Source organism: Polyangiaceae bacterium, from assembly GCA_015075635.1.
Taxonomy (GTDB): Bacteria; Myxococcota_A; Polyangia; order Polyangiales; family Polyangiaceae; genus JADJKB01.
Genome location: JABTUA010000002.1, coordinates 2,033,316 through 2,052,779, shown reverse-complemented (window position 1 = coordinate 2,052,779; position 19,464 = coordinate 2,033,316). Strand labels below are relative to the sequence as shown.

Genomic DNA, 19,464 nt, shown 5'->3' with positions numbered 1-19,464 from the left:
GCGCGGAAACGGGGCTGAGCGCAGGCGAGGACGGGGCACGCTCGCGATCGAAGGCATCCTGAAGGGGAGTGGTCGGCCGCGTCGGCGGCGCGCTGATCGTCAGCGCGGTACGGCAGCCCCGGGTAGGTGACACGCCAAGTCGCGTATGAGCCCAGGTGGAAAGCCCTGGCTGGCGGCACGCGCTCCTGGCGAGCTTTGCCGCGCTCTGCGCCGGCTGCTCGGCGCTCGCCACCCTCACCGGCGGGTACGCCATGCCGGTCCCGAAGGGTGAACGCGAGGGCGGTTCGGCCGTGCACGCGGGCTTGGGTTTGGGCTCCGGCTCCCGGGGTGGCGGCGGCGGGCTCGGCGTACACACGCGCTGGAAGAGCACCGGCGACGGCAGCGAGCTCGGGTTCGGTCCTCACCTGTACGTGCTCACGATGGAGGTGGTGGACCCGGGCCTGGTCTTCAATCGAACGGGCAGCCTCGGCGGCTACGCGCGCTTCGGCTTCAACGCGATCGAGCTCGAGGAGCACGCCGGCAAGGACTACGTCGGCACGCTCGGTCCCTCCCTCGATCTGGGCGTGCTGTTGCCGCTGGCCCTCAGCGCGGGAGTCTCCGTCGAGCACGACGTGCGCTTCGCCGGCCGCGACGATCGGACCTTCGTCCTGTTCATGCTGGGCTTCGGGGTGGGCGGTGTGGGGCCGTTCTGAGCGCCGGTCGACGATGAACCTCCCATCTGGGCGGTGACGGCAGCGACGCGCAGGGTATCGGTGGCGCCGGGGGAGGTCGCGCCGGCGTTCAGCGCTCAGGTCCGCGTGCTCGGCCGCTGAGGGTCTCGACTGACTCGAGCGGGGGGAGTCGCGCTACCGTTCGCGGGCGAGGTCGGAGCGTTCTACGCACAGACGCAGGTGAGCGTTTGACCGACCAGCGTGCCGCTGCAGCTCTCGGTCGGCGCATGGCAATTCGCGTCGCCGCCACAGGGAGAGCAGGTGATCGTGCTGGCGTCCACGCAGGACGGAGGGGCTGGTTTGCAGGCGCTCCCGCCGTCGGTCGGCGCGCCCCCACAGCAGTGGTAAACGCAGATCTGATCCGCAGTGCAGGTCTCGGCGCCGCAGGGGAGGCTGCCGGCATCTGCGATGGTCGGATGGCACCCGGCGTCGGCGGCACACTGATGGGCGTCGATGGTTCCGGGCGGGCACCCACAGCAGCCGTACTCGACCGGAGTCTCCCCGCACGCGTGCACGCACTGGCTCGGAGCGAAGCACTCCTCGGGACACCCGCCGGTTCCGCCCCCACCACTGGAGCCTCCGGCGCCAGCGGACCCGCCGCTACCTGGTGACGACTCGCCCGAGCTGCACGCAACGACCCCTGCCACGATCGCGAACGCGATGACCCGCTTCATGCTCACCTCTCGTAGCACGGCACATGCCAGACGAGTCGAGGAGCCCTTCGGCCGAGATCGAGCGGGCCCGGCGGCACACCGTGTGCCACGGGCCCGGAAGGGTCGCAGCCGTGCTCTCGATTGACCTCGGGCCGTGCTCACGGACCCCCGGCGCCCGCCTTTCGAATCCGCTCGATCCAGGGCAAGCGCAGCGCGCCGCGCCGCTCGTGGATCACGACGGGCGCGCCGACTTCCCTCATTTCGAAGGCGTCGTCCCCTGGCGGGCGGAGACCGAGGCAGGTCCCGGGCAAGCTCTCGGACTGGAGACAGACTGCGCCGACGAATCCGGCCCTGGTGCGACGGAGTGCGCTGACCGTCGCTTCGCGCTGCGCGGCGGCCTCGCCGTCGAGCGCGCGGTTGGCGATCGGAACGAGGTGCAAGATGGCGACGCCCAGCGCGACCGCCGCCAACAGGGCGCGCTCGAACGCGATCTGGTGGGACGTCGTGCGACTCGCGCCGAGCCGGCGAGCCGCCGCCCGCGCGACCACGAAGACGGCGCCAGAAGCGAGCGCGGCACAAGCGACGACGAGCGCGGTTCCCGGCGGCATCAGCCGGGCGACGTCGAAGGTCACGCTGGCGAAGATGGGCCCGAGCGCCAAGACGATCAGCGCGACCACCAGCGCCCGCCCACCGCCGTGCAGCTCGACAACGGCGCTCTGTGGCAACGCGCGCGACGCTCCCGCGATCGCCGCGGCCGCCGCGATTAGCTCGGGGACCTCTCCAGCCGGCACGCCGTCCTTGCGGCGCGGGGGGATCTCGACATGGACGAAGTTGGGGCGGACCTGCACTACCGCGGCGTGCTTGCCGACCGCGGAGGCGATCGTTCCTTGGGCGGACTCCGGCAAGAGCGCGCGAACGGTCGCGTCGTCCAGATCGGTCTCGACGAAGGCGACGCCGTCGAACCGCTGGTCGAGACCACGAACCTCGCGCGCGACGCCGTCACGAACCGCCCGGCGGTCAGCCGCGTAGAGCGGGCGGATCCGGAGCAACAGCGGCGAGCGTGCCGCCGGTGGAGTCGGCCCGTAGATCGCGAGCGGGCGCCGGGCCTGTGGGGAGCGCGAGACGACGAAGGTGCCGAGCGCGGTTTCGAAGGTCGAGACCACGGATCTCTGAATATCACCGCTGCCCGCCGGGGGAGGCGCGCGACGGGCGCTCCTATCCGTTGCTGGGAATGCAACGAAGCATTGCGATCATTCTAATGGCCGCAATTGCGCGGGCGACCCAAGCTCAGCTTCGTCAACGGCCCGGTCGGGCCCGAGGAGGTGGCAAATGCGCTTGGAGTCCTTGTTCAAGGTGCTGGTGGTGGGCGGGCTCTCGATGGCCTGCTCGGATGATGGCGGTGGCGGCGACTCGAGCGCCGGCGGCGCGGCGGGGGTCGCGAGCGGCGGCGCGAGCGGCAGCGGCGGGAGTCAGATCGCGTCCGGCGGCGCCGCGACCGGCGGCAGCACCGCGACCGGCGGGAGCGCGGGTCAGAACGCAGCCGGCGCGGCGGGCAACGCGGGCAACGCGGGCAGCGCGGTCGCCGACGCGGGCAGTGAGGCGACCGATGCTGGGACCGAGGACGCGGCTCAAGACGGAGTGGACTCGTGGCTGTCGTGGTTCTCGTGAGCGGTGCAAACGAAGAGCGGCTGGAGCTGCCGGACGCGGGCGCGCTCGCGCCGCCGGCCCGGCGCACTCTCGCGGGGGTGTGGGCGTTCCGCGCCAACGCCGAGCGCGAGGCGGAGCAACGCTTCGCGCGCCTCGGGCGGGAGCTCCGAGTGGTAGGGAGCGCCACCCAGGCCATCGAGCTCGCAGAGCGCGCCGTCGGCGAGGAGCGCCGGCATCACGCGCTGTGCCGCGCCATGGTCGAGGCCTACGGCGGAGATGCCCCGCTCGAGCCGCTGGTGAGCGCGCTGCCCCTGGGCGGCACGCGCTTCGCGCACCGCGATCGCGTGCTGTACGAGGTGGTGGCCTTCTGCTGCATCACCGAGACCCTGAACTCGGCGCTGATGCGCGTTTCGCACTCGGAGGCGCGGGAGGCCGGCGCGCGGGCTGCCTTGCGCACCATCCTCCGAGACGAGGTCCACCACAGCCGCATCGGCTGGGCGCACCTCGCCCACGAGCGCGCCCGGGGGCGTGGTGACTTCCTCGCCGCGGAAATCCCGCGCATGCTCGCGGGCGCCGTGCGGGAGGAGCTGTTCTCGCCCTCGCCCGCCGGTGAGCACGAGGTGGCGCTCCGAGCGCACGGCGAGCTGCCCGAGCCGGTGCGCCTCGCGATCTTCGAAGCGGCCGCGCGCGACGTGATCGCGCCGGGGCTCGAAGCGCTCGGCCTCGACACCGGACCGATGTGGCGCTGGGTCGAGGGCGCGCGCCGGTCCGGCTTCCGCGTGCTCAGCTGATCAGACGCATTCGCCCGCCTGACGCCGTCGCAGTTGCCGTAGCCCGAGCTGCACGCGATGCCGCAGACACCGCCGGTGCAGACGGGGCTCGAGCTCGGGTAGTCCGTGCAAGGGTCGCAGCTCGGACCCCCGCAGCCGTTCGCGGTGGTCGCGGCGAAGCAGCCGCCGTCGCAGAGCTTCATCGAGGCGCCGCAGCCGCCGGCGGCGCCGTCGTCCGCGTCTGCGTCGCCAGCGTCGATCGCGCCTCCGCTTCTCGCCACCCCGCCGGAGCCGCTGGCTCCGCTCACGCCGGCAGTGCCTCCTGGCACGCACACGCCGCCGAGAGCATGGCGGCGACCAGGGCGGCCAGAGCGAGTCCTACCTCGGCTTGTCCGCGATGAACCATGCGAACTCCCCCACCAGATCCTCGCTGACGCGCACCTCGAAGCCCGCGTCCGCGAGCGCTTCGGCGAAGGTCTGGCGATCGAAGCGATCGGTCAGCGGGTGGTCGAGCACCCGGCGCCAGAGCGGGTTCAGGATGAACTTCGCCAGCACCTCCTCGGCGAAGAAGCGACCGCCGGGCTCGAGCACGCGGAAGATCTCCACGAGCGCGTCGCGCCAGGCCGGCACGTGGTGGATGATGCCGAAGTCGAACACCGCGGCGTAGCTCCGATCCGCCGCGCGGATCTCGGTCACGCTGCCCTGCCAGAGCTTCACCCGATCGCCGTGGTGACGAAGGCGGTCGCGCGCCAGCTCGACCATCTGCGTATCGAGATCGAACGCGTCCACCCGAGCCGCTCCGAAGCCGTCGAGCAGGAGCTCCACGCCGGCGCCCCGGCCGCAGCCGACCTCGAGCACGTGCTTACCCTCGACCGTGCCGCCCAGGCGCCGGAGCTTCCGCGCCTCGTAGTGGCGCTGCACGAAGGCGCGCACGCCGTTGTTCATCATCGCCTTCTCGAAGCGGTTCAGCAGCATCGCCCGAGCATACGGCGAGAAGAGGTGTATGTCCGTGTGCGCGAGCGGCGCGGTGGCGTTTGCCCTCGGGTGGGCCTCGTGATTCAATCGAGTGCGGTTCCCTTCACTTGGCGGAGGTTCGAATGCGCCTGGTTTTCTCCTGCACCCTCGCGCTGGCGTTCGTCGCGATCGGCTGCGGCGGCGGCGACGACGGGAAGACGGCGGGCGGCACCGGGGGTGTCGTCGGCAAGGGCGGCAGCGGCGGCGGTGGAGGCGGCGGCGGCATCAACATCGGCGGCGGCGGCAGCGGCGGTGACGGCGGCTCGGCGGCCAGCGGCACCGGCGGCGGTAGCGGTGGCTGCGGGCTGAAGCTCACCGGCACGGTGCGCGACTTCCAGGAGAGCCACCCCGACTTCGAGGACTTCACGGGCAACGGCGAGACCGGCATCGTGGAAGCGACGCTCGGCGCGGACAAGAAGCCCGTGTACGTGGACGCTCCCCACCAGTTCACGACCACCAAGGCGAACTTCGATCAGTGGTACCGGGACGTGGCCGGGGTGAACCAGGCGTTTCCGTTCACCTTCAGCCTGACCAAGAACGGCAGCATCTACACCTACGACAACGCCGCGTTCTTCCCCATCGACGGCCAGGGCTTCGGCAACGAGGGCAACCCGAACAACTTCCACTTCACCTTCGAGCTCCACACCGAGTTCCTCTACAAGGGCGGCGAGGTGTTCACGTTCACGGGGGACGACGACCTCTGGACGTTCATCAACGGCAAGCTCGCCATCGACCTGGGCGGCGTACACCCCTCGCAGAACGGCAGCGTCGATCTGGACGCCAAGGCCGCGGAGCTCGGCCTCGAGAAGGGCAAGACCTACCCGCTCGACGTGTTCCAGGCCGAGCGCCACACCGACGAGTCGCACTTCCGCATCGACACCAGCCTGGAGTTCACCAACTGCGGCGAGCCGCCGAAGTGAGGTCGGGATGAGAGTCGCCAACGCGCTGTTCATTCTGGCCCTCCTCATGGGCGGCTGCGGCGGCTCCACGTCAGGTGAGGGGACGGGTGGGAGCAGCAGCGGCGGGAGCAGCAGCGGCGGCGCCAGCAGCGGCGGGACCAGCAGTGGCGGCGCCAGCAGCGGCGGAAGCGGCGGCACCGGTGCCGTGTCCGGCTCCGGTGGCGCGGGTGGGAGCCCGAGCTGGACGGCCTGCAAGGACCCCGGCACCTGCCAGCTCCTGCCCACGAACTGCTGCGGCTACTGCGGGCCGGCGCCGCTCTCCGGCTTCGAGGCGGTCAACGAGAGCCACGTCCAGGACTACACGGCCCAGACCTGCGCCGACCCGCAGGCGTGCCCGGACTGCATCACGTTCGAGGAGCCGAACTACCTGGCGCTCTGTCGCAACGGCACCTGCACCGAGGTGGATCTCCGGCTCGACGCGCTCAGCGCGTGCAGCGGGGACGGCGACTGCCGGCTGCGCTACGGCGCGGGCTGCTGCGAGAGCTGTGGCGGCATGGGGCTGGTCGCGCTGAACAAGGACGCGAAGCTCGGCGCCGAGGTCTGCTCACCGTTCGCGGGCGCCTGCCCGCCGTGTGTGCCGCCCCCTTACCCCAGCACCGCGCTGGCGGTCTGCCAGGCCGGTCACTGCGTGGTGAAGAACACCGGACTCGGAGGACCCTGAATCGATGCAGTACCCGCAGAAGAACCCCGTCCCCATGCCCGAGACCGGCGCCTACAAGAGCGTGAAGGCGACCATCGAGACCGTCTTCGACTGGAAGTACGCGCTCGAGGACCAGAAGCTCATGGCGCTCTACGAGAAGGGCAAGAGCTTGGGCTGGAACGCGACGGACATCGACTGGAGCCTCGACGTGGACATCGCGAAGCTCGCCACCGAGTCGCGGGCCGACTTGTTCATGAACTCGCTGATGGATCCGCCGGTACCGTTCACGCTGGAGACGGCCATCGAGTTCCGACAGCACATGAACGCCTTCATGCTGTCGCAGTTCTTGCACGGCGAGCAGGGGGCGCTGATCGCGACCGCCAAGATCGTGCAGACCGTGCCCTGGGAGGAGGCCAAGTTCTACGCCGCCAACCAGGTCGCGGACGAGGCCCGGCACGTCGAAGTCTACCACCGCTACCTGACCGAGAAGCTCGGGCTCTCGTACCCGGTGCACCCGAGCCTGGGCGAGCTGCTCGACTCCATCGTCAGCGACTCGCGCTGGGACGTCACCTACCTGGGCATGCAGATCCTGGTCGAGGGCCTGGCGCTCGCGGCCTTCGGGACCATGCGCCTGGTGAACCAGAACGAGCCGCTGATCCAGGACATCACCGATCGCATCATGCAGGACGAGTCACGGCACGTGGCCTTCGGCGTGATCTCGCTGTCGAAGATCTACCAGGGTGAGCTGAGCGGGCAGGAGCTCAGGGAGCGCGAGGACTTCGTCATCGACGCCACCCACCTGCTCCGCGATCGTCTGCTCGGCACGCCGGTGTTCGAGCGCCTGGGCTGGGACCAGAACGTGTGGGTGCCCTGGATGATGAACACGCCGTTTCAGCGCGGGTTCCGCCAGATGATGTTCAGCAAGATCGTGCCCAACCTGAAGCGGCTGGGGCTCTTGACCCCGCGCGTGCGCGAGGCCTTCGCAAAGCTCGACATCCTGCGCTTCGAGCACGAGAAGGACTCGGTCGAGGAGCCCGAGGTGACGCCGCCGGCGGAGCTCGTGCAGATGATGATGCAGTACATGCAGGAACGCATGGCGACGGCAGAGTGAGATCGGAGGACCCATGGACGCTCGACGATGGCTCGGTTTGGCTCTGCTCTGCGGCGGTAGCGCGCTGGTCGCCTGCGGCGGCGACGACTCCGGCGGCAAGGCCGGCACCGGCGGCAGCGGCAACGCCAGCGGCAGCGGTGGGAGCGGCAACGCGAGCGGCAGCGGCGGCGGCGGCGGCAGCGGCAACGCCGGTGGAGGTGGCACCGGCAACACCGGCGGCGCGACCAACCCCACCTGCGAGAAGGGCGAGAGCGCCGGCCCCGTACAGGCCCCGACCTTCTGGAAGAACCTGAAAGGCGAGACCAGCTGGTTCGCTTCTCCGGTGGTCGTCGATCTGGACAAGGACGGAAAGAACGAGCTGGTGAGCGCGTATTACTCGCTGTTCGTCTTCGACAGCCAGGGCACGCTGCTTTCGAGCGCCAAGGACGGCGGCGGGCGCGTCTACGCGCCGCACGTGGTCGCCGATCTCGACGGCGACGGCACCACCGAGATCGTGGTCGGCAACGACAACGAGGTGATCGCCTACGAGTGGAAGGGCGGCAAGCTGGTGATGAAGGCGGGCTGGCCCGCGGACACCACCACGGCGGGGAACGCCCCGGAGGTGCGGGGCCTCGCGGCCGGCGACCTGAACGGCGACGGGAAGATCGAGATCGTCGCGACCACGACCCAGACCGCGAGCACCAAGGACGGCGGTGCGCAGGTCTTCGTCTTCTCGCCGGACGGCAAGCTCTACCAGCCGGGTGGCACCTCGTGGCAGGCCTGGCCTCGCTACAACAACAAGACCGGCACAGGGAACGACGCCGACCGGAACGGCATGGGCCACAGCGGCTACGGCTGCTACGGCCTGAACGTGGGCGTCGGCAACATCGACGACGATCCGGAGCTGGAGATCCTCGCCACCTACGACAACCACCACATCCAGGCCTTCGACCACGACGGCGTGTCCATCGACTCTTCGCCCTGGTTCACGAACCGCGACAGCAAGTACTCGGGCCAGCGCCTGACCTGGGGTCAGTTCATCCGCTGGGCGGATCCGAAGGTCGAGTCGGACCACTACCACGATCACACCGGCACCTGGCCGCACCCGAGCTGGGCCGAGTGGCTCCAGTGGACCGCGTCCCCGCCGAACGTGGTGGACCTGGATCAGGACGGCAAGAACGAGGTCATCGGCGTACCGAACGTCGAGAAGAACGAGCCGTACGAGACGCAGGCCTACGCCATCCTGGCGCTCGAGGGCAATCACGGCGACGGCAGCCGCTCGGCGATGCGAAAGGCCGGCTGGGAGAGCATGCCGCGGGGCGGCGCGCCCATCTCGGTCAGCGGGTGGTACCCGCCGGGCGGCGTGCCCGCCGCGGCGACGGTGGATCTGCAAGGCGACGCCAAGCCCGAGATCATCGTGTCGCTGAACGACGGCCACATGTACGCCTTCGACTCGAGCGGCAAGCAGCTCTGGAAGTTCAACTACCTGTTCGGCAAGACCATCATGTACGCCTCGGAGCCCATCGTGGCCGACCTGAACCAGGACGGTTCCCCCGAGGTGTTGTTCTCGACCTTCGGCGATCCGAACACCACCGACTCCGGGCACCTGGTGATCCTGGCGCAGGACGGCGCGCTCTTGCACGACGTGCCGCTGCCGAACCCGGGCCACAACGGCAACGGCAACGGCGCGCCGGCGGCTCCGGCCGTGGGTGATCTGGACGGAGACGGCGTGCTCGAGGTCTTCGTGCAGACCTTCGAGCACGGCATGGACGTGTTCAAGATCCCCGGCTCCGGCACCAAGTGCCTGCTCTGGGCCACGGCCCGGGGCGGCCCGCTGCGCATGGGACAGCCCAACGGAACCTGACCATGATCCGTCTCTCGCTCCTGACCCGCGTGCTCCTGCCGGCGCTCCTCTTCGGAGCCCTGGCCTGCTCCGTGCTCGGCTCGGATCTGGAGCATTTCACCGAGGGCGGCGGCGGCGCGACCGGTTGCCCGAGCGGGCTCGACGCCTGCGGCGGCGAGTGCGTGGACACGAAATCGAACCCGGCGCACTGCGGGGCGTGCGGCAAGGTCTGCCCCGGCGGTCAGGTCTGCGACAACGGCGGCTGCTCGGACACCTGCTCGTCGGGCAAGGCGAACTGCGACGGCGCGTGCGCGGACTTGAACAAGGACCCGCTGCACTGCGGCGACTGCGCCGTCGCCTGCAACGCCGGCGAGATCTGCGCCAGCGGCAGCTGCAACCTGAGCTGCTTCCCCGGGCAGACGGCCTGCGGCTCGTCCTGCGTGGACGTGCAGACGGACGACCAGCACTGCGGAACCTGCGACAACAACTGCCCGAGCGGCCAGGCCTGCAAGGCCGGCAAGTGCGAGGTGTCGTGCACGAGCGGCCAGACCGAGTGCAGCGGCGCCTGCGTGGACACGCAGACGAACCAGAACCACTGCGGCGCCTGCGGCAAGGCGTGCAACGCCGGGGAGGTGTGCAGCGCCGGCCAGTGCAAGATCGCCTGCCCGGGAGGTCAGACCGAGTGCAGCGGGCTCTGCAAGAGCCTCGACAGCGATGACCAGAACTGCGGCGCCTGCGGCAAGGCCTGCGTAGGCAGCGAGGTCTGCTCGGCGGGTCAGTGCACGCTCGGCTGCGGCACGGACGAGACCAACTGCAGCGGGTCGTGCGTAAACGTGCAGACCGACAGCGCCAACTGCGGCTCCTGCGGCGCGCCCTGCGCGACCAACCAGGAGTGCGTCGGCGGAAGCTGCGTGATCGCCTGCAAGACGCAGCTCAATCAGGCCATCAGCGACCCCTGGGGCTACTCCTGGGACGGGCTCGAGCGGCCGGCGGCGAACGTGACTCAGGCGAGTCAGATCTGCACCAGCCTGGGCGGACGCCTGCCCACCGCGAGCGAGCTCTACCGGGTGGCGGCCACGCAGTCGGCGACGGTGGGGCAGACCATCCACACCAATTTCCTGTGGTCGCTCTCCCCGCACGGTGACTCGAACCAGATCCGGGTGCGTCTGAGCGACGCCAGCACCTCCACCGTCGGCAAGACTTCGAATCTGAACTACCGCTGCGTGTGCCCGCCGCCCTTGCCGTCGGCCTTCTCGGGCAAGGCCTGCTACGGCCCGGCCGCCGGCAGCTGCTACGGCCTGGACGCCGAGAACAAGAAGCTCAACGTGGATCTGGCGGATCGCCCGCCGCTGCCCAAGGGCTCGGCCATCTGGGAGTGCGGGTTCTACCGCGGGCACCTGGCGACGCCGGGGCGGCTGGTCGAGGCGATCCAGCAGGGCGTGGGTCCCGGCAGCAACGTGTACCTGCACACCGCCGACGACGTGCGCAACGACTCGGATCTCATCTTGCGCTGGCTGACCCCGGCGACCTTCGCGCTCGGCAGCGGCGTCAACCACGGCGCGACGACGAACCTGCGCCCGTTCCGCTGCGCCGGCTCGAGCCTGGGCGGCACGCACCCGAGCAGTGTCGCCGACGAGTGGGTCGCGCCGAAGAGCGGTCAGAAGACGGAGGCGACCAACAGCGTCGCCAGCGGCTGGGCGGCGGCGGCCAGCGCATGCTTCGGCAAGGGTGGCCACGTGCCGACCACGGCGGAGCTCGCGGAGCTCGTGGGGCAGGGGCTTCCGGGCGGGACCAACGCCTGGCTCTGGGGCGCCGACACGAGCAGCATCGTGCTCAACGTCGCCTCGCTCTCGGTGCTCCGCTGGACCGCGACCGCGACTCCCATCTACAACAGCGGCAACGACCTCTCGGCGCTTTCGAAGACGACGAGCCAGGCCTCTCGCTGCGTCTACTATCCGATCGACGCGACCTACACGGGCCCGTCGGCTTCGGCCTGCGCCGGCGGCTGCAAGGAGATCGCCCTGCCGGGCGGCTCCGGGGCGAAGCTCTGGTTCGACACCTTCGACCGCGCGCCGTCGGCCAACCTCCAGACCGCCATCGACACCTGCCGCAAGAACGGCGGGCACCTGGCCTCCGGTCGCGATCTGCTCGAGGGCATCCGCGCTGGCCTCGCCAACGGCTCCGGAGCCTTCATCTGGACCGGTGACTTCTCGCTCTTCCTCCAGAGCCCACTCAACAGCACCTACGTCCTGCGCGCCGGCAGCGTCAGGTGGACCGGCACCGATCTGGCCTTCGCCGATGCGTTCGGGAGCTCGTCTTCCACGGCGGATCCGACGGCCGCGCTGCCGTATCGCTGCGTGTGGACCAACGAGAGCCGATAGAACGGCTCGCACCTCGGCCTACACTTGGCGTTCGATTGGGCCGGCGCGCCGGGTCCGGTGCTATCCTGAACGCCTGAAATGAGCGCTCCTTCCGCGCGGTTCTCTTCGCTCTTCAAGCTGCTCGGCGCGGCACTGGTCGGCGCGTGCTCGGTGTTCGGTTCGTCGCTGGACCATTTCACCGAAGGCGGAGAGGGCGGCGGGGGCACCAAGTGCCCCACCGGCCAGACCGCGTGCGGAGACACTTGTGTTCGGACCGAGCAAGATCCGAACAACTGCGGGGCCTGCGGCACGGTGTGCCAGGGCGCTCAGGTCTGCGACAACGGCAGCTGCGCCGACGCCTGCTCCGGCGGCCGCACCGACTGCGACAAGTCCTGCGTGGACACGAGCTCCGATCCCGCGCACTGCGGCGGCTGCGCCACCTTCTGCACCGAGGCCGAGACCTGCTCCAGCGGCAAGTGCTCCTCGTCGTGCGCGACCGGGCAGACGCAGTGCGGTGCTTCCTGCGTGGACACCCAGACCAGCGATCAGCACTGCGGCGGCTGCAACAACAACTGCGGCACCGGCAAGAAGTGCCAGGCCGGGAGCTGCGTGGTCTCGTGCACCACGGGTCAGACCCTGTGCGACGGCGCCTGCGTGGACACCCAGATCAACCAGAACCACTGCGGAAAATGCGGCGCGGCGTGTCCGGGCGGTCAGGTCTGCAACGCCGGCGAGTGCAAGATCGCCTGCCCCGGCGGGCAGACCGAGTGCAGCGGCCTCTGCAAGAGCCTGGACAGCGACGACAAGAACTGCGGCGCCTGCGGCAACGCTTGCCAGACCGGAGAGGTGTGCAGCAACGGCCAGTGCACCCTGAACTGCGCGACCGGGGAGACGAACTGCAGCGGCTCCTGCGTGAACCTGGACACCAACGGCTCGAACTGCGGTGCCTGCGGCACGGCCTGCGGCGCGAACCAGGAGTGCAGCGGCGGCCAGTGCGTGATCGCGTGCAAGACGCTGTTGAACCAGGGCGTCTCCGATCCCTGGGGCTTCTCCTGGGACGGGCTCGAGCGTCCGGCCGGCAACTTCGCCGCCGCCAAGCAGACCTGCGAGGGCATCGGCGGGCGGCTGCCCACCGCCAGCGAGCTCTACCGCGTGAGCGCCACCCAGTCGGCCACCGTCGGGCAGACCATCCACACGAACTTCCTCTGGTCGCTCGTGCCGTACAACGCCACCAGCCACGTGCGCGTGCGCCTGAGCGACTCGAACACCTCGACCCAGGCGGACACCGGCAACCTGAACTACCGCTGCGTGTGCCCGCCGCCGCTGCCCAAGCCCTACGTCGGCGGCAACTGCTTCGGTCCGGCGGGCACGGCCTGCTACGGGCTCGACAGCGACGGCAAGCGCTACAACGTGGACGTGCAGGATCGCGCGCCGCTCTCCAAGGGCGCCGCCATCTGGGAGTGCGCGTTCTACCGCGGCCACCTGGCGCGGCCGCTCCAGCTCGCCGAGGCGATAAAGCAGGGCATTGGCCAGGGGAGCAACAGCTGGCTCCACACCGCCGACGAGGTCCACTACTCCAACGGCGCGCTGGTCTCGTGGAAGGACAACGCGACCTGGGCCTTCCAGTACACCGCTGGGCTCAACGCCCTGAGTTGGAGCGGGACGACGGACTTCCGACCGTTCCGCTGTGCGGGAGTGAACTACGACGCGGGCCCCCATCCGGTGAGCGTCGCCGACGAGTACGTGGGCCCGCTGGGCGGCTACAAGGGTGAGACCAAGGACTCACCCGCGGCGGTGAGCTGGGTCGAGGCCCACGACACCTGCTTCACGCGCGGCGGTCACCTGCCCACGGCGGCGGAGCTCGGCGAGTTGATCCAGCAGGGGCTGCCCGGCGGCAGCGGCACCTGGCTCTGGACCAGCGACCAGGAGGGCTGGAACGGCAGCGGGTTCCTGGTCGCGATCAAGCGCTGGACCGGCACCGACCTGAGCCACATCTACGCGTACGCGACGGACCAGAACTGGAGCTACCGGCACTCGACGAACCCGTTCCGCTGCATCTACTACCCGGTGGACACGGCGTTCACGGGACCCGCGAGCACCGCTTGCGCGGGCGGCTGCTTCAGCGTGACCCCCGGCGGCAGCTCCGGCGCGAAGATGTGGTTCGACAGCTTCGATCGCGCGCCGCCGGCGAAGCCTCTGGACGCCATCGACGTCTGCCGCAAAGCCGGCGGGCGACTGCCCTCGGAGCGCGATCTGACGGAGGCCATCCGACAGGGTCTGCCCAACGGCTCGAGCGGCTCGATCCTGACCAGCGATCTCGAGATCGGCGACGGCTCGAACGGCGGCCTGTTGGTCGGCGTCGTCAAGTGGTCCGGCGTGGACAAGACCTTCACCGACCAGTACTCCACCTACAGCAACTGGGGCTGGGCCTACAACGCGCTGCCCTACCGCTGCATGTGGACGAACGAGCTTCGTTGAGGAGAGCCGGAAGAGAATGCAGCATGGGCCGCCGATGACAGGAGGAACCGGACCCGGGACCGAGCGCCTGCTCGGTCGCTACGCGCTCTTCGACGAGATCGCGGCGGGCGGCATGGCCACGGTGCACCTCGGGCGCATGCTCGGGCCCGTCGGCTTCTCCAAGACGGTGGCCATCAAGCGGCTGCACCCGCACCTGGCGCGGGATCCCGAGTTCGTCAGCATGTTCCTGGACGAGGCGCGGCTCGCCGCGCGCATCCAGCACCCGAACGTGGTCGCTACGCTGGACGTGGTCGCCGCCGAGGGCGAGGTGTTCCTGGTCCTGGACTACGTGCAGGGCGAGAGCTTCTCGCACCTGCTCAAGGCCACCCGGATCAAGGGCGTGCCGGTGGCGCCGCGGGTCCTGGCGAGCATCCTGGTCAACACGCTGCACGGCCTACACGCCGCGCACGAGGCCACGGACGAGCACGGGCGTCCCCTGGGCATCGTGCACCGCGACGTCTCGCCGCAGAACATCCTGGTAGGCGTGGACGGCGTGGCGCGCGTGCTCGATTTCGGCGTGGCCAAGGCCGCCGGCCGCCTTCAGAACACCCGCGACGGCCAGCTGAAGGGCAAGCTCGCCTACATGGCGCCGGAGCAGATCCGCGGCGACGCGGTCGATCGGCGCACGGACATCTACGCCGCGGCCGCGGTGATGTGGGAGGGGCTGGCCGGCCGCCGGCTGATCCACGGCCTGAACGAGGGGCAGGTGCTGGCGGCGGTGCTGGCCGGCGGTTTTCCTGCGCCCTCCACGCTGCACCCCGGGACGCCGCCGGAGGTGGACGCCCTGGTGATGCGCGGGCTGGCGATGGACCCCGCCGAGCGCTGGAGCACGGCCCGCGAGCTCGCCATCCACCTGGAGCGCACCATCGGCGTCGCCTCGCCCTACGAGGTCGCCGAGTGGGTGCAGTCCGTGGGCGCCGAGACGCTGGCGATCCGCGCCGCCCGCGTGCGCGAGATGGAGAGCACGAGCGCCGTGCGCGTGTCACTGCACGACGAGGCGGGCCCGCAGATCTTCCACGAGCCACCGCGCTACGACGCCTCGCGCTCCGGCGTCACCCAGTCGAGCGTCTCGTCGCCCGGCCGGCCGCTGCCCCCGCCAACCAGCCTGCCGGAGAGCTCGGTCTCGTTTGCCTTGCACCCGTCACTCTTGGCACACGAAGCGTCGCAGCCGGCGTATCAGCTGCCGCAGGCTCCCGCCGCCGCGTGGCCGGGCCCCGCCGCGGCGCCCGCGGCGCCCGCGCCGACCTCGAAGCTCAAGATCATCCTGGCCTCGGTGGCCATCTCCGCCGTGTTCGGGCTCTCGGTCATCATGCTGCTGTTCTGGCTGCGCGCGCGCTCGCGGGCGCCGGAGTCGGGAGTCGAGGGGGACACCGCCGCCGCGACGACGCCTGCCGCGCCCGCCGCACCCACGCCGCCGCCCGCGGCCCCAGCGGAAGCGAGCGCCATCCCGGTCGTGGACATCCCGCCCGCCGAGGCCAAGCCCGAGCCGCCGCCGGCCGAGAAGAAGCCGGTGGCCGAGGCCAAGCCCGAGGCGAAGCCGGAGACCAAGCCGACCCCGCCCACGACCAGCGCCAAGCCCACGACCAGCGCCAAGGCGACGGCCACCGCGAAGCCGCCCAAGGGCTGCGACTCGCCGTTCTACGTGGACAGCAGCGGCATCAAGCACATCAAGCCGGAGTGTTTGTGACATGAACAGGAACGGACTCGGACTCATCGGGCTCGCCGCGCTGGCGGCCCTCTCCGGCGTGTGCGTGGCGCCGCCGGCCCTGGCCGGGAAGAAGGAGTGCGCCGCCGCCTACGTGGAGGCGCAGAAGCTGAAGGCGTCGAGCTCCTTCAAGAAGGCACGCGAGCAGCTGATCTTGTGCGCCAAGGACGAGTGCCTGGCGGCGGTGAAGAAGGACTGCGTGGCGTGGCTCGACGAGGTGAACGCCGCGCTGCCCTCCATCGTGATCGAGGCCAAGGGTCCCGACGGCAAGGAGACCTTCGACGTCAAGGTGAGCATCGACGGCGAGGTCGTGGCGGAGAAGCTCGACGTGAAGGCCATCGAGGTCGATCCCGGCACGCACAAGCTCACGCTCGAGTACGCCGGCGAGGAGCCGGTGGAGCAGGAGCTGATCCTGCGCCAGGGCCAGAAGAACAAGACCATCGAGGTCAGCTTCGCCAAGAAGAAGGACGACCAGCCGCCGGCCGCCGGCCCCGAGCCGGAGCCCGAGCCGGAGCCCGAGCCGAAGGCCAGCGGCACCGGCGGGCCGCCGACCCTGAGCTACGTGCTCGGCGGCGTGGGCCTGCTCGCCCTCGGCGGCACCGCCTACTTCTGGCTCGGAGCGAGCTCCGCGGAGAGCGATCTCGAGTCCAAGGGCTGCGAGCCGAACTGCCCGCAGGGCGACGTGGACTCGATCAAGCAGAAGCGTCTGATCGGCGACATCGCCCTCGGCGTCGGCGTGGTCGCCATCGGCGCCGCGGCGTACCTGTGGCTCGCGCCCGGTAAGAAGGCGCCACCGAAGGAGGCCGCGGCGCTCGACGTGCGCGTGGGACCGAACGGCGCGTGGGCGGGGTACGGCGGCAGGTTCTGAGGCTCTGAGCGCGGGCTCGGCGTGTGCGCGGGGCGGTGCTACGCTCGGCCGTATGGACGCTCTGAAGGCGCACGTGAAGAACGGGCAGATCGTGCTCGACGAGCCGGCGGAGCTCGCCGAGGGAATGCCCGTCAGCGTGTACCTGTGTGACTCGAGCGGAGACTCGCTGAACGACGACGAGCGCGCAGCGCTGCACCGGTCTATTCGGCGCGGCCTCGCGCAGGCCAACGCTGGCGAGCTGATCGACGCGGACGAGGTCCTGGCCGAGCTCGAGCGCTGACGTGATCGTCCGTTTTGCTCCCGAAGCGCGCGACGCGATCCGCGAGAAACGCGCCTGGTGGGAGAACAATCGAGACAAGGCTTCATCGCTCTTCCGAGATGAGCTTCGCGAAGTGGTGATCAAGCTGCGCCGAGCACCACGCGAGGGCCAGCGATACGCCGTCGAAACCGGCGAGCTCGTCTGGCGTTTACTGATGCCCAAGACTCGGACTCACGTGTACTACCGCATCGACGCTGCCGGCGACGTGGACGTCGTCACGGTGTGGAACGCGCAGGGCGGGACCGCGCCCGACTTCTCCCCTTAGCCGCCGAAAACACGCGTCCCCGTGCGCGTGCGCGTCGGCGCTCGCGTCTCGGCGAGCACGAAGCTAGGCTGAAACTCGCGTCAGGGGTTTTCGTCGCCGAGCGAGGACCTCGCCTCTGGTCTCTGACTTTCTAAGCTGCGAATCGCGCCCGGGAAACCCGAGATGCGCGCTGCGCGCTCGCGTCGGAGTCGAGCTTCACAGGGAAGGAAGAGGACGTCGAGGTCGGCCTCCAGTACTTCGGGAAGAGGTACTACGCGCCAGCGCTGAACCGGTGGGTGAGTGCGGATCCGTTGGAGGTCCACACGCCTACGCAGTCGCGTGAACCGAACGTGTACGCGTATGTCAGCGGGAAGGCGCTGCAAGCGATAGATCCATTCGGGCTCGCGGGCGAAGAGCCTGCGCGCCCGTGCGGGGGAGTTTGCGAGGCAGCAGCCGCGAACGCCCTGAAGCTGATGGAGAGCCGCAGTCTGTCGACCCAGTTTTTCCGGCCAGCGCCAACGAACTTCGGCACTCTTCGGGAGAACTTCGCGGGCGAAGGGCTGTACTACCGTGGGCAAATCTCGATGAAGGCGAGCTCCTGGCGCAGCCTCGGCCCCAAAGTGCGCGGTGGCATGGGCAGTCTCACTACGTTCGTGCATGAGGTAACGCACCGCTCGTTGCCGAGCAAGGCGTCGGACACCTTCAAGGCAAAGGCGATCGGACAGCTAGGTTCCGCACACAGCGACCTGATCAAGCACAGCCGAACGACTGCGTCGCTATTGCACGAGACCGTCGCGTACCAGGTGGAGCACTGGGTGCAGACGTACATGGAATTCTCGGAGAAGGTAAAGACTCCCGGACGCTACGGCGGTCTCTACGAACTCTCGAAGCAGTACGAGGCGCGAATGGACGTCGAAGTTCGGGCGATGTCGTATCAAACGTATGACGCTGAGGGGAAACCGGGTGCCAAGCTGGTGGGCCGTGTCGGCCTGACAGGGGAACTCCGGAAGCAGCTTCTCGGCGAGGTGTTCCCGGGCGTTTCGGGGGGGGGGCGGGACAGGACTTCTCGCGGATGCTGATGGACCCGAAGATGGTTCAGCTTGCTGACCAGCACTTCCAGTGGATCGAGCAGCAGAAGGCTCAGGGTTGGGGCGCAGGCAGTCAACAGGGGTCGACGACCAAGTGAACGACGGTGACGTGCACGATGGTGGCCAGGATGGGGGCTTCTTCTACTGCGCGTGTCGAGACGACGCGGGAGCTTGCCCGCCGCAGTGCGTGCTCGATTGCCGGACCAACAAGGATTGTCTCGAGATCACACCCGAGTGGGGGCCAAACTACGAAGGACGCCGGACCGGGCAGCAGGATGCAGCCGACACGAACGGGAATGCTCCGCACCACGGCGGTTGCGCTGGTTGCGCCATGGTTGCTGGGCCCAGCGGCGACGGCGTTCTGGCTGCCGTCGCCGTGGTGGGTATTCTCCAAGCCATCAGGCGCGCCGCCAGGGCACGGTGAACGCAGCCGCGGTCCGAGTAATGGCGCGTTGGCCCGCGGCGGGCGGTCCATCGGTGCACCTCGCTGCCCCGCGTGGAAGTCGGGCTGCGTCTCGCCGAGCTCCCGCCGTCGAGGCCAAACGCACCATTACACGGCCGCAGTGACGAGCAGCGCCCGAGGTGTCGCGTGGTGAGGGCCGGCGCGGCCGCGCCCGCCGCGCCGGCCGAGACTCTGCGGCTGGCGTCGCGCGTGGGCGCAACCAGCCTCGGAACGGCGCGTCCCCTCCATCCGCGCGCAGCGCCGGCCGCGCGCAACTTCCACTTCATCAGTTCCACGCCGAGGCCAGCCGATGCTTCCTTGCAGCGAGGCCGGCGCGAGCACGGATAAGGAGGGGACAGACGGGCGCGGAGCCGCGCGGAGCGCGGCGAGCACCTGGCAGGGGAGGCAGGACAGCAAGCAGAAGCGTCTGATCGGCGACATCGCCCTCGGCGTCGGCGTGGTCGCCATCGGCGCCGCGGCGTACCTGTGGCTCGCGCCCGGTAAGAAGGCGCCACCGAAGGAGGCCGCGGCGCTCGACGTGCGCGTCGGGCCGAACGGCGCGTGGGCGGGGTACGGCGGCAGGTTCTGAGGCTCT

At 69.9% G+C, this 19,464-nt stretch carries 17 protein-coding genes and 1 pseudogene; 15 read left to right on the top strand and 3 right to left on the bottom strand.

Annotated elements, in window-relative coordinates; translation table 11 throughout:
* The first annotated feature begins 155 nt into the window (after positions 1 to 155).
* On the top strand, positions 156 to 692 hold the full coding sequence (locus tag HS104_25430; GenBank protein ID MBE7483304.1) for a hypothetical protein: 537 nt from the start codon (positions 156 to 158) through the stop codon (positions 690 to 692).
* A 182-nt stretch (positions 693 to 874) separates the two neighbouring features.
* Here the strand turns inward: HS104_25430 and HS104_25425 are convergent, their stop codons facing one another.
* Both HS104_25425 and HS104_25420 read right to left on the bottom strand, forming a co-directional pair.
* Positions 875 to 1,384 carry a hypothetical protein gene (locus tag HS104_25425; protein ID MBE7483303.1) on the bottom strand — a complete coding sequence of 170 codons (510 nt, stop codon included), beginning with the start codon at positions 1,382 to 1,384 and terminating at the stop codon, positions 875 to 877.
* Positions 1,385 to 1,521: 137 nt separating this feature from the next.
* Positions 1,522 to 2,526, bottom strand: coding sequence for a hypothetical protein (locus tag HS104_25420; protein MBE7483302.1), 1,005 nt, complete (start codon positions 2,524 to 2,526; stop codon positions 1,522 to 1,524).
* Between the two features lie 166 nt (positions 2,527 to 2,692).
* On the opposite strand from HS104_25420, the gene HS104_25415 reads away from it, so the two are divergent.
* Together HS104_25415 and HS104_25410 are read left to right on the top strand one after the other, a co-directional pair.
* Entirely contained in the window at positions 2,693 to 3,031 is a 339-nt protein-coding gene (locus HS104_25415) for a hypothetical protein (protein MBE7483301.1), read from the top strand.
* Positions 3,010 to 3,801, top strand: coding sequence for a ferritin-like domain-containing protein (locus tag HS104_25410; GenBank protein ID MBE7483300.1), 792 nt, complete (start codon positions 3,010 to 3,012; stop codon positions 3,799 to 3,801). The genes HS104_25415 and HS104_25410 overlap by 22 nt, the downstream gene beginning before the upstream one ends.
* A gap of 357 nt (positions 3,802 to 4,158) precedes the next feature.
* Here HS104_25410 and HS104_25405 read toward each other — a convergent pair whose 3' ends face one another.
* Entirely contained in the window at positions 4,159 to 4,755 is a 597-nt protein-coding gene (locus HS104_25405) for a class I SAM-dependent methyltransferase (GenBank protein ID MBE7483299.1), read from the bottom strand.
* 122 nt (positions 4,756 to 4,877) lie between these two features.
* Here HS104_25405 and HS104_25400 point away from each other — a divergent pair, with 122 nt between their 5' ends.
* From HS104_25400 to HS104_25345, 12 genes and pseudogenes are all read left to right on the top strand, one after another.
* Positions 4,878 to 5,714 (top strand): fibro-slime domain-containing protein, encoded by an 837-nt coding sequence (locus HS104_25400; protein ID MBE7483298.1) that lies wholly within the window; start codon positions 4,878 to 4,880, stop codon positions 5,712 to 5,714.
* A 7-nt stretch (positions 5,715 to 5,721) separates the two neighbouring features.
* On the top strand, positions 5,722 to 6,414 hold the full coding sequence (locus HS104_25395; GenBank protein MBE7483297.1) for a hypothetical protein: 693 nt from the start codon (positions 5,722 to 5,724) through the stop codon (positions 6,412 to 6,414).
* A 4-nt stretch (positions 6,415 to 6,418) separates the two neighbouring features.
* Positions 6,419 to 7,504: a ferritin-like domain-containing protein gene (locus HS104_25390; protein ID MBE7483296.1), complete on the top strand. Its 1,086-nt coding sequence runs from the start codon at positions 6,419 to 6,421 to the stop codon at positions 7,502 to 7,504.
* Positions 7,505 to 7,517: 13 nt separating this feature from the next.
* Positions 7,518 to 9,347 (top strand): VCBS repeat-containing protein, encoded by a 1,830-nt coding sequence (locus tag HS104_25385; protein MBE7483295.1) that lies wholly within the window; start codon positions 7,518 to 7,520, stop codon positions 9,345 to 9,347.
* Between the two features lie 2 nt (positions 9,348 to 9,349).
* On the top strand, positions 9,350 to 11,707 hold the full coding sequence (locus tag HS104_25380; GenBank protein ID MBE7483294.1) for a hypothetical protein: 2,358 nt from the start codon (positions 9,350 to 9,352) through the stop codon (positions 11,705 to 11,707).
* Between the two features lie 78 nt (positions 11,708 to 11,785).
* Complete coding sequence (locus HS104_25375; GenBank protein ID MBE7483293.1) at positions 11,786 to 14,164, top strand: hypothetical protein; 2,379 nt, start codon at positions 11,786 to 11,788, stop codon at positions 14,162 to 14,164.
* Positions 14,165 to 14,198: 34 nt separating this feature from the next.
* Complete coding sequence (locus HS104_25370) at positions 14,199 to 15,890, top strand: serine/threonine protein kinase (GenBank protein ID MBE7483292.1); 1,692 nt, start codon at positions 14,199 to 14,201, stop codon at positions 15,888 to 15,890.
* 1 nt (position 15,891) lies between these two features.
* Positions 15,892 to 16,776 (top strand): hypothetical protein, encoded by an 885-nt coding sequence (locus HS104_25365; GenBank protein ID MBE7483291.1) that lies wholly within the window; start codon positions 15,892 to 15,894, stop codon positions 16,774 to 16,776.
* A 52-nt stretch (positions 16,777 to 16,828) separates the two neighbouring features.
* Positions 16,829 to 17,056, top strand: coding sequence for a hypothetical protein (locus tag HS104_25360; GenBank protein ID MBE7483290.1), 228 nt, complete (start codon positions 16,829 to 16,831; stop codon positions 17,054 to 17,056).
* Position 17,057: 1 nt separating this feature from the next.
* Entirely contained in the window at positions 17,058 to 17,360 is a 303-nt protein-coding gene (locus HS104_25355; protein MBE7483289.1) for a hypothetical protein, read from the top strand.
* Positions 17,361 to 17,536: 176 nt separating this feature from the next.
* Positions 17,537 to 18,418 (top strand): annotated as a pseudogene (locus HS104_25350) (RHS repeat-associated core domain-containing protein).
* 761 nt (positions 18,419 to 19,179) lie between these two features.
* Positions 19,180 to 19,458 (top strand): hypothetical protein, encoded by a 279-nt coding sequence (locus HS104_25345; GenBank protein MBE7483288.1) that lies wholly within the window; start codon positions 19,180 to 19,182, stop codon positions 19,456 to 19,458.
* Positions 19,459 to 19,464 lie beyond the last annotated feature (6 nt).

What these genes read in the sequence shown, in the direction of transcription:
- HS104_25375 (MBE7483293.1), top strand. Translation starts at nt 11,786, where the DNA reads ATGAGCGCTCCTTCCGCGCGGTTCTCTTCGCTCTTCAAGCTGCTCGGC.
- HS104_25390 (MBE7483296.1), top strand. Translation starts at nt 6,419, where the DNA reads ATGCAGTACCCGCAGAAGAACCCCGTCCCCATGCCCGAGACCGGCGCC.
- HS104_25425 (MBE7483303.1), bottom strand. Translation starts at nt 1,384, where the DNA reads ATGAAGCGGGTCATCGCGTTCGCGATCGTGGCAGGGGTCGTTGCGTGC.
- HS104_25385 (MBE7483295.1), top strand. Translation starts at nt 7,518, where the DNA reads ATGGACGCTCGACGATGGCTCGGTTTGGCTCTGCTCTGCGGCGGTAGC.
- HS104_25370 (MBE7483292.1), top strand. Translation starts at nt 14,199, where the DNA reads ATGACAGGAGGAACCGGACCCGGGACCGAGCGCCTGCTCGGTCGCTAC.
- HS104_25380 (MBE7483294.1), top strand. Translation starts at nt 9,350, where the DNA reads ATGATCCGTCTCTCGCTCCTGACCCGCGTGCTCCTGCCGGCGCTCCTC.
- HS104_25360 (MBE7483290.1), top strand. Translation starts at nt 16,829, where the DNA reads ATGGACGCTCTGAAGGCGCACGTGAAGAACGGGCAGATCGTGCTCGAC.
- HS104_25365 (MBE7483291.1), top strand. Translation starts at nt 15,892, where the DNA reads ATGAACAGGAACGGACTCGGACTCATCGGGCTCGCCGCGCTGGCGGCC.
- HS104_25405 (MBE7483299.1), bottom strand. Translation starts at nt 4,755, where the DNA reads ATGCTGCTGAACCGCTTCGAGAAGGCGATGATGAACAACGGCGTGCGC.
- HS104_25415 (MBE7483301.1), top strand. Translation starts at nt 2,693, where the DNA reads ATGCGCTTGGAGTCCTTGTTCAAGGTGCTGGTGGTGGGCGGGCTCTCG.
- HS104_25395 (MBE7483297.1), top strand. Translation starts at nt 5,722, where the DNA reads ATGAGAGTCGCCAACGCGCTGTTCATTCTGGCCCTCCTCATGGGCGGC.
- HS104_25400 (MBE7483298.1), top strand. Translation starts at nt 4,878, where the DNA reads ATGCGCCTGGTTTTCTCCTGCACCCTCGCGCTGGCGTTCGTCGCGATC.
- HS104_25345 (MBE7483288.1), top strand. Translation starts at nt 19,180, where the DNA reads ATGCTTCCTTGCAGCGAGGCCGGCGCGAGCACGGATAAGGAGGGGACA.